Source organism: Methylobacterium planeticum (assembly GCF_008806345.1).
In the GTDB taxonomy this organism is placed as follows: Bacteria; Pseudomonadota; Alphaproteobacteria; order Rhizobiales; family Beijerinckiaceae; genus Methylobacterium; species Methylobacterium planeticum.
In genome coordinates, this window is record NZ_VZZJ01000016.1 from 113292 (window position 1) to 121471 (window position 8180).

Genomic DNA, 8180 nt, shown 5'->3' on the forward strand with positions numbered 1-8180 from the left:
CGGTGCTGTGCGGCCATCGTCGGCGTGTCGGACCCTGCGATGTCGACACGCCCCTCGCTCGATGTCGGCCATCGGCCCTGCGGCACGCTAGTGCATCGCCTCCCGCAAGGGTAGCGGGAAACACGGCGCCGGGCCTGGCGAAGCGGCGCCGAGCGGTTCGCTCCGCCAAGCCCGGTTACAGCACCTTCCAGAAGAGCAGGATCATGATCGCGTAGGCCGCGACCAGCAACGCGGCGCCCTGGAGATCCACGCGGGCTTGCCGGTCCTTCGCCGGAGCCAGCCACCAGCGAAGCCGCTCGGCGGTCCACGGCACCAGGCGCGCGGTGAGCAGCACGCTGAAGGCATTGCCGATGAACAGCGCCACCGGGAAATCCAGGCTCAGCGCCCGGGTCAGGATCGGCGTGCCCACCAGCAGGCCCCACAGGAAGACGATCGGGTAGAGCGTCAGGAGGACGATCATGTTCATCTTCCACGCCGCGGGGGCCGGAGCCCCCTGCGGCGCGGCATCGCGGAACCACTGCTCGAAGCCGCTCTGCACCGTCCGCGCATGGAACTCCGCCGTCAGCGGCGCTGCTTCCTCGATCAGGGCGCGCCGCTGGGGCGAATCCATCCAGGCCTGCAGGTTGGCGTCGCTGTCGAAACGCAGGATGGCGATGAAGTCGTCCTGCAGGCCCGGCACGGCCGGCTCGAACCGGTAGCCCTGCAGGCCTGCCGCCTTCGACTGGGCCGCGGCGACCTTCTGCTCCCACTTGAGGTATTCGGCCTCCATGCCGGGCTTCACCCGGGTGCTGATGACCGCGGAGGCCGGCGCCGTGCGCGCGGCGCTGGCGTCGTCGTTGACGATGTGAACGTCGTCGCGCCCGACGAGCATCGGCGCGGCCCCCTCGATGCGGGATTGGCGTTCGGCCGAGCTCAGCCATTTCTTGGCATGTTCCAGGCTGACGAACCGTTGGAGGATCACCCAATCGACCTGCAGCGGCGGATGGGGCGGCATCAGCCGCTGCTCGATGAATCCCGGGAAGGCCGAGATCACCGCGCTGGTCCCGCCCTGCCACTGGGCGAACGCCTCGGCGCTCGCGGGCTGGACGCAGGTCTGCGTCACGATGCTGACGCTGCTCGCAGGCCCGCTCATGTGGCGGCGAGCTTCTCGAACAGGCGATCGGGCGTGAAGGGCAGGTGGGCGAAGCGAACGCCGGTGGCGTCGGCCAGCGCATTCGAGACGGCGGGCGCCACGGGATTGATCCCGCACTCGCCCTGGGACTTGGCACCGAGCGGCCCAATCCGGTCGGTCGTGTCGGCGAAGAAGATCTCGGTCCGCGGCGTGTCGGCGAAGGTCGGGATGCGGCAGTTGCGCAGTTGCGGGTTGACCATGCGCCCGCGGCTGTCGTGCACCATGGTCTCGACCAGCGCCCAGCCGTAGCCCATCGCGACGGCGCCATCGAGCTGGCCGCGGCACTGCATCGGGTTGATCGGCCGGCCGATATCGGCGGCGTGGACGCTGTGGAGCACCCGGATCTCGCCGGTGACCCGATGCACCGCGAGGCGGACCCCCTGCACGTTGAAAGCGATCGTCCGCGGCGAGAGATAGGCCCGACGGCTCACCGAGAAGCGATGGTCGAGCTTGGCACCCTCGGCGTGGAGCTCGGTCAGGGGGATGCGCTGATTGCCGCAGACGACGCCGTCATTGTCGAGCCGGCACTGGTCGATCGGCACGCCGCTGTGCCGGCTGGCGAAGTCGAGGATGTCCTCGGCCATGGCCTGCGCGGCCAGGTGAACCGCCTTGCCGCCGACCACGACGCCCGTGCTCGCGAACGTGCCGGTGTCGTAGGGCGTGCGATCGGTATCGGCGTTGATGATGGCGATGTCGTCGGCGCGGGTGCCCAGCACCGATGCGGCGATCTGCTTGTGCGCCGTGGTGATGCCGTTGCCCATCTCGGTCGACCCGCAGGCGAGATGGTAGGTGCCGTCCGGCAGCAGGCGCAGCTCGGAGCCCGAGCGATGTTCGGTCGGCGGCCCGCACTCGAGCATCGCCAGGGCGACGCCCTGGCCCTCCGCCCACGCGGCGCCGTCCGGCTTCGCGACCCCGTTCCCCTTGCGCAACTCGCGCTCGACGATGTCCAGGCATTCGCCGATGCCGTAGCTCCCGAAGCTGGCGTCGTTCGGCTCCTTCCAGATCGACTCGATGTTGTCCCCCGGCCGCACGACGTTCTTGCGCCGCATCTCGAACGGATCGATCCCGAGTTGCCTCGCCAGCGCGTCGATCGCACATTCCACCGCGAAGGTGGTCTGCGAGGCGCCGTAGCCGCGAAATCCCCCGCCCGGGGTCATGTTCGTGTAGACGGCGTGGCCGATCCCCTTCTTGTTCGCGCACCGGTAGGCCGCGATCGGGCTCGCCATCGCGGCCGCCAGGGTCTCGCCGCCATGGCCGCCATAGGCCCCGGTGTTGGAGAACACCTCCACGTCGAGGCCGGTCAGGGTGCCGTCCCGACGCGCGCCGATCTTCACCCGGGTGGTCATCTGGTGCCGCGTCGTGGCGCCGATGAACTCCTCCTCCCGCGTCCACTCCCACTTCACGGGACGCCCGAGCTTCATCGTGGCGAACAGGACGAGATCTTCCGAGACCAGCTCCTGCTTGCCGCCGAACCCGCCGCCGACGCGCTCGGTGAAGACGTGCAGGTCGCGGGGCGGGATCCCCATGATGTAGGCGAGCTTCTGCCGGGCCGCGAACGGCGCCTGCGAGCTCGTCCGGATGTGCCAGCGCGCATCCTCACCCCTCCAGGCGATCGACCCGTGCGTCTCGAGGTGCACGTGCTGGACGCGGGTGGTCGAGTAGGTCTCCTCGTGCACCGCGTCGGCTTCGGCGAAGCCTGCGGCCACGTCGCCGATCTCGCCCTGGAGCGTGCAGAAGATGTTGCTGCTGGCGGTGACCTGATCTCTGTCGTGCAGCACCGGTGCGTCGGGCTGGACGGCCGCGACCGGATCGAAGACCGCCGGCCGCACCTCGTAATCCACCCGGAGCGCGCGGCAGCCGGCCTCGGCGGCGGCCTCCGTCTCGGCCACCACGGCCGCGACGCGCTGGCCGACGAAGCGCGCGACGTTGTCGAGGAGCATGATGTCGTCGGGATCGACGAGGTGGTCCTCGTGCAGGGCCGAGCTGAACAGGCGCCTCGGCACGTCCTCCCAGGTATAGACCGCGACGACGCCCGGCACGGCGAGCGCCGCGCCGCGCTCGATCGAGACGATGCGCGCATGGGCATGGGGCGAGCGCAGCACCTTCAGGTGCAGCAGCGCCTCGACCGCGACATCCATCGTGTAGCGCGCGCTGCCGGTGACGATGGCGTCGGTGAAGGGATTGGGCAGGCTGGCCCCGAGCGCCCTGCCGGGGAGGTCCGCCTCGATGTTGCATCGGCCCTGCAGCGCGTCGTGGATCGAGCGGTAGCCGGTGCAGCGGCAGAGATTGCCCTTCAGCGCGTGCGGCAGATCGGATTTCTGCGCCTCGCTCAGGGTCACGGCCGTCATGATCATGCCGGCGGTGCAGAACCCGCACTGGAACGCCTGCGCCTCGCGAAAGGCCGCCTGCATCGGATGCGGCTCGCCCGATCGCGCCAGACCCTCGATCGTGGTGACCTCGCGTCCCTCGGCCCGGAAGGCCGGGACGAGGCAGGAATGGAACGGCTTGCCGTCGATATGCACGGTGCAGGCGCCGCAATCGCCGGCGTCGCATCCCTTCTTGACGCCGAACACGTCGAGATCGCGCAGGAAGGTCCGCAGGCACTGGCCGGGCGTCGGCTCGGCCGCATAGCTGCGGCCATTGACGGAATACTGGGTCACGCGAGCTCCGTACGGATCTGTTCGGCGAGGTAGCGCGTGACGTGGCGCTTGTAGGAAGCCGAGCCATGCACGTCGTCGAAATAGGCGTCCGGCGGCAATCGGTCGTCGAGGGCGTCGCGCAGCTCCTGCGCCGAGGGGCACGCGGCGAAGCGCAACTGCACCGGCCGCGGCGTGGCGGCCGAGACGGTCAGCAGGAAATCCGCGCCGTCGTCCTCCGCGGTTGCGATGATGAGGGCCGCCGACCGTCCGAACCGGGTCAGGGAGACCTGCCGCATGGCGCTGCGCTTCGACAGGGCGGAGGCGGGCAGGTGGATGCTGCGCAGCAATTCCCCCGTCCGCAGCACGTTCTGATGGTTGCCGGTCACGAAATCGACGACGGAGACGTCGCGCGGCACGCCCTCCCGCGGCCACAAGGTGCAGACGCCTTCGAGCGCCGCGGTCAGCGAGATCATCGCCCCGGCCGGCAGCGCCATGCAGACGTTGCCGCCGATCGTCGCCGCGTTCCAGATCTTGAACGACATCAGGAACGACTCGATGCATTGCCGGAACAGCGGCACCGCGCGCCAGGCCGCCGGCCCCTCGAACGCGTGCAGGTCCACGATCCGGCAGGTTGCGGCGATCTCAAGGCCCCCTGCGCAGACCGCCAGCGGCGCCCAGCCCAGGCTGTCGAGATCGATCAGGGTGTTGACGGAGACCTGCGGCTCCGAGAACAGCCACGTGCCGCCGGCGAGCCACGAGCAGCCGTCATGCCACCCTTGGATCTCGTCGAGCGACGTCGGGCGCCTCACTTCGGCGATGGTCGTCAGGTTCATCGTGGACCCTCAGGGCTGATAGACTTCGACCGTCTGCATCATTCCCATCTCCTCATGGTTCATCATGTGGCAATGGAGCATGAAGACGCCGGTGAAATCGAGGAAGCGCGAGCGGAACACGACCTCGCCCCCCTTGCGGTCGACGATCACGGAATCCCGCCATTCCGGCACGGCCAGCGTCTCGCCGTTGACCCGCACCACCTGGAACGGGTTGGTGTGGATGTGAAACACATGATCGTCGTGCTCATGCGTGTTGACGATCGTCCATTCCTCGACCGCGCCGAGCTTGATCCGATGATCGACGCGGTTCGGATCGAACGTCTTCCCGTCGATGAAGAACCCGAATTCCTGCCAATGCCCGGCGGCGTCCGCCTCGGGCGCCGTCGCCGAGAAGGTCACGGTGCGGCGGTTCGTGATCTCGGAATCGCGAATGGTCTCCAGGGGCGGCGGCGGCAACGCGCTCGGCAGCGCCATGGCCATCGGCGTCCCGGACACCACGACCCGCGCCAGGGCCCCGACCGGCGACGGATGCCCCTGGTCGTAGGGCATCGCGTTGAGCGCGTAGGTGCCGGCGGCGCCTGCCCTGACGAGCAGGTCGGCGCGCTGGCCCGGCGCGATCAGGACCCGCTTGCGCGCCTGCACGGCGCCGAGTTGGATGCCGTCATAGGCGATGACCTGCAGGTCGTGCTTCTCGAGGTCGAGGAGCAAGTCGTCCTGGTAGGCGGCGTTGAGGATGCGCCAGCGCTGCACTTCGCCGGGGCGCATCGCGATCGTCGGCCGCCGTTGCCCGTTCACCGCCAGGAAGCGCGTCGCCGTTTCGGGGAACAGGGTCTCGAAAGCCTCGACCATGCCGCTGGCGTCGAAGACGACCTGCGTCAGGATCAGCAGGCGCTCGCGGGCGGCCGCGATCTCCGGGACATCGGCGAAATCGCCCTCGACGACGATCGCCCCCACCATGCCGCTCGACATCTGGATGTCGGCGCTGCCGTGGTGGTGGGGGTGATACCAGTAGGTCCCGCGGGTGTGATCCTCCGGCAGCTTGATCTCGATGTCGTAGCTGTGGCCGGGAGCCATCGAGCGCATGACGTTGTCGGCAATCCCGCTCGGGCTCGCGTGGGCGCCGTGGAAGTGGAAGTTGGTGTTGTTGAACTGGTGCGGCTGACTGATGTCGGCGGGAAGCCGGTCCCGGTTCGGCGGCAGATCGTTGATCAGCCTGATGCGCAGCGTGTCGCCCGGCTTCACGCGCAGGGTCGGCCCGGGGCTGGCGCCTTCGTAGCACCTGACATAGAGCCGGACGCCCCCGATCCACCGATAGGCGTAGCCGACCCGGAGGGTGGTGCTGAGCATCCCATCGGCGGAGCGCCGCGTCTCGGGCTCGACGAGCGCCTGATCCGTCGCGGGCACCACCGCGTCCGGGACCACGCCCGACGTCGGGGACATGTCCATGTGGCCGGATGCGCCCGGGGCGCCGTGCATCGCGTGACCGGCCCCGGCGGAGCCGGGCGCCAGCAGGAGCGCGCCGACGCCGATGCAACGATCGATGAGTTGTCGGCGGGACAGGGATTTCGTGCCGGTGGCGGCGGGGTGGACAGCGATCTCCTGGGGGGCCTGCTGCATCTCACTCCGCCGCGCGATCACGGTTCGACTGCCCCAGGCTTGTCGCAACAAGGTCTTAAGAGAGTGTACGCTGGACGGTATGTTCCCCCGCCCGGTGAGAAGAAAGCGGCAGGTCTGAAAAAACGGCCGGATGATCTGCGATTGATTTCTTTGGAGCTGCAAATGAGCGATGCATTTTTGCAGGAACGTGTGCAGATTGGTGCCCAGAGGCTGACGATCGATCCCGGACTTGGTGCGTCGCGGTTCCCCGTCCCCGACCGCGTGGCCGGGGTCCAGGCTGACGCGGGTAGGCGCGACTGCCCCGTTGCCATCCTGGCGAGACCGATCCGCGGCGCCCGGAATCGACGCCATGCCGTGGGCGCAGCCCAGCTATGTCGGATTATCCGATCGCGCAACGGATAGTTGCCGCTCTCTGGTCCGGAGTTTATCGTCGGATGCAACTGGTAGTTTAACAGCGTCAGACCGAATTGAGGGCAATTTGTTGGCGGCCGATCCATTCCTGCACAAGCTCGAACATGCCGGTCGGCTGACGGATGATGAGAAGAACGAGCTGAAGACCTTGGCGTTCAACCGCCGATGCGTTCCGGCCCATCACGATTTCAACCCCGGCGACCCCGGAGATCGTGTCTACCTCGTCATGAGCGGCTTCGCGTGCCGCTACAAGGTTCTGAGGACCGGCAACCGCCGGATCGTCTCCTTCGTCCTGCCGGGCGACCTCTGCCACATGCACGATGCCGGGGCGTTCGGACGCGACCTCCGCGTCGGCGCCCTGACCACCTGCTCGGTCGCGGATCTCTCCCGTCCCAAGCTGACCGAGCTGATCGGCAGCTATCCGGGCATCAGCCGCGCGATCTGGTGGGTGACGCTGCGGGAGCTGAGCCGCGCCCGGGAATGGATCGTCAACGACACCCGCCCGGCCGACAAGCGCCTCGCCCATCTTCTGTGCGAATTGCTGACCAGCCTGCAGCAGATCGACCTCGCGGGCGAGCACGGCTTCGACTTCCCGGTATCCCAGGGCGACGTGGCGGACGCTCTGGGGATCTCGGCCGTTCACACGAACCGCGTCCTGCAGGCCCTGCGCACGAGCGGCCTGATCACCTGGAGCAACCAGCAGGTGGCGATCCCGGACGTGCCGCAATTGAAGGCCTTCGCCGAATTCGATCCCGGTTACCTCTGCCTCGAATGTTTCGGCGCCGAAGCGGCGGCGGCCCGCATGCCGTCGCCTCTCGCCCGCGCCTCCTGAGACACATCGCGGGCCGGAGCAGGGCGTGGCAGTGCCGTCCGGCCTAGGCCGAAACCGTCTCGCGGCGGAAGATGTTTGGCGATTGACAGCCCGATTGGGGGGCCCTATACGACGCCTCCCGACGCGGTGCCTGAGCAAAGGCGGGCCGCACCGGGATCTTCAGGGAATGACCGCAAGCAAGGTCCAGCGCGAGTTGGGACGCTTTGTTGTCTCTGTGGATGCAGGCACCGGCTCCTGGTCGGTGCGGTTCTTTGACAAGTTGATCTGAGAAAGAGAAGCGTGGGCGGCTGATGTCCTTGCGGATCTGGCTTTGTGCCGGATCGTGAGTGAAGGACGCTGATGCCACGTTTCGGGAGCGCACGGGGCCTGTGGTGGAAACGCCTTTGGCCTGACGGTGTGCTTTTCGTGATTGTGATCAGCTGAGATTGAGCTCTTTTCAACTTGAGAGTTTGATCCTGGCTCAGAGCGAACGCTGGCGGCAGGCTTAACACATGCAAGTCGAACGGGCATCGTCAGATGTCAGTGGCAGACGGGTGAGGAACACGTGGGAACGTACCCTTCGGTTCGGAACAACTCCGGGAAACTGGAGCTAATACCGGATACGCCCTTTTGGGGAAAGGTTTATCCGCCGAAGGATCGGCCCGCGTCTGATTAGCTAGTTGGTGGGGTAACGGCCC

At 67.8% G+C, this 8180-nt stretch carries 5 protein-coding genes and 1 rRNA gene; 2 read left to right on the forward strand and 4 right to left on the reverse strand.

Annotation, left to right across the window (positions count from 1 at the left end):
- Positions 1-175: 175 nt before the first annotated feature.
- The 4 genes from F6X51_RS18010 to F6X51_RS18025 are packed head-to-tail and all read right to left on the reverse strand — an operon-like array spanning position 176 to position 6260.
- Complete coding sequence (locus F6X51_RS18010) at positions 176-1132, reverse strand: antibiotic biosynthesis monooxygenase (RefSeq protein WP_150965050.1); 957 nt, start codon at positions 1130-1132, stop codon at positions 176-178.
- Positions 1129-3831: a molybdopterin-dependent oxidoreductase gene (locus F6X51_RS18015; RefSeq protein ID WP_150965051.1), complete on the reverse strand. Its 2703-nt coding sequence runs from the start codon at positions 3829-3831 to the stop codon at positions 1129-1131. Before F6X51_RS18015 ends, F6X51_RS18010 begins: the two co-directional genes overlap by 4 nt.
- Positions 3828-4643: an FAD binding domain-containing protein gene (locus tag F6X51_RS18020; protein WP_150965052.1), complete on the reverse strand. Its 816-nt coding sequence runs from the start codon at positions 4641-4643 to the stop codon at positions 3828-3830. The genes F6X51_RS18015 and F6X51_RS18020 overlap by 4 nt, the downstream gene beginning before the upstream one ends.
- Positions 4644-4652: 9 nt before the next feature.
- Positions 4653-6260 carry a multicopper oxidase family protein gene (locus F6X51_RS18025; RefSeq protein ID WP_150965053.1) on the reverse strand — a complete coding sequence of 536 codons (1608 nt, stop codon included), beginning with the start codon at positions 6258-6260 and terminating at the stop codon, positions 4653-4655.
- Positions 6261-6741: 481 nt separating this feature from the next.
- Here F6X51_RS18025 and F6X51_RS18030 point away from each other — a divergent pair, with 481 nt between their 5' ends.
- Together F6X51_RS18030 and F6X51_RS18035 are read left to right on the forward strand one after the other, a co-directional pair.
- Entirely contained in the window at positions 6742-7503 is a 762-nt protein-coding gene (locus F6X51_RS18030) for a Crp/Fnr family transcriptional regulator (protein WP_191970160.1), read from the forward strand.
- A 437-nt stretch (positions 7504-7940) separates the two neighbouring features.
- Positions 7941-8180, forward strand: a 16S ribosomal RNA gene (locus F6X51_RS18035); the annotation flags it as partial.

Excerpts from the sequence above, each read along its gene's own strand:
- F6X51_RS18010 (WP_150965050.1), bottom strand. The coding sequence starts at position 1,132 with ATGAGCGGGCCTGCGAGCAGCGTCAGCATCGTGACGCAGACCTGCGTC.
- F6X51_RS18020 (WP_150965052.1), bottom strand. The coding sequence starts at position 4,643 with ATGAACCTGACGACCATCGCCGAAGTGAGGCGCCCGACGTCGCTCGAC.
- F6X51_RS18025 (WP_150965053.1), bottom strand. The coding sequence starts at position 6,260 with ATGCAGCAGGCCCCCCAGGAGATCGCTGTCCACCCCGCCGCCACCGGC.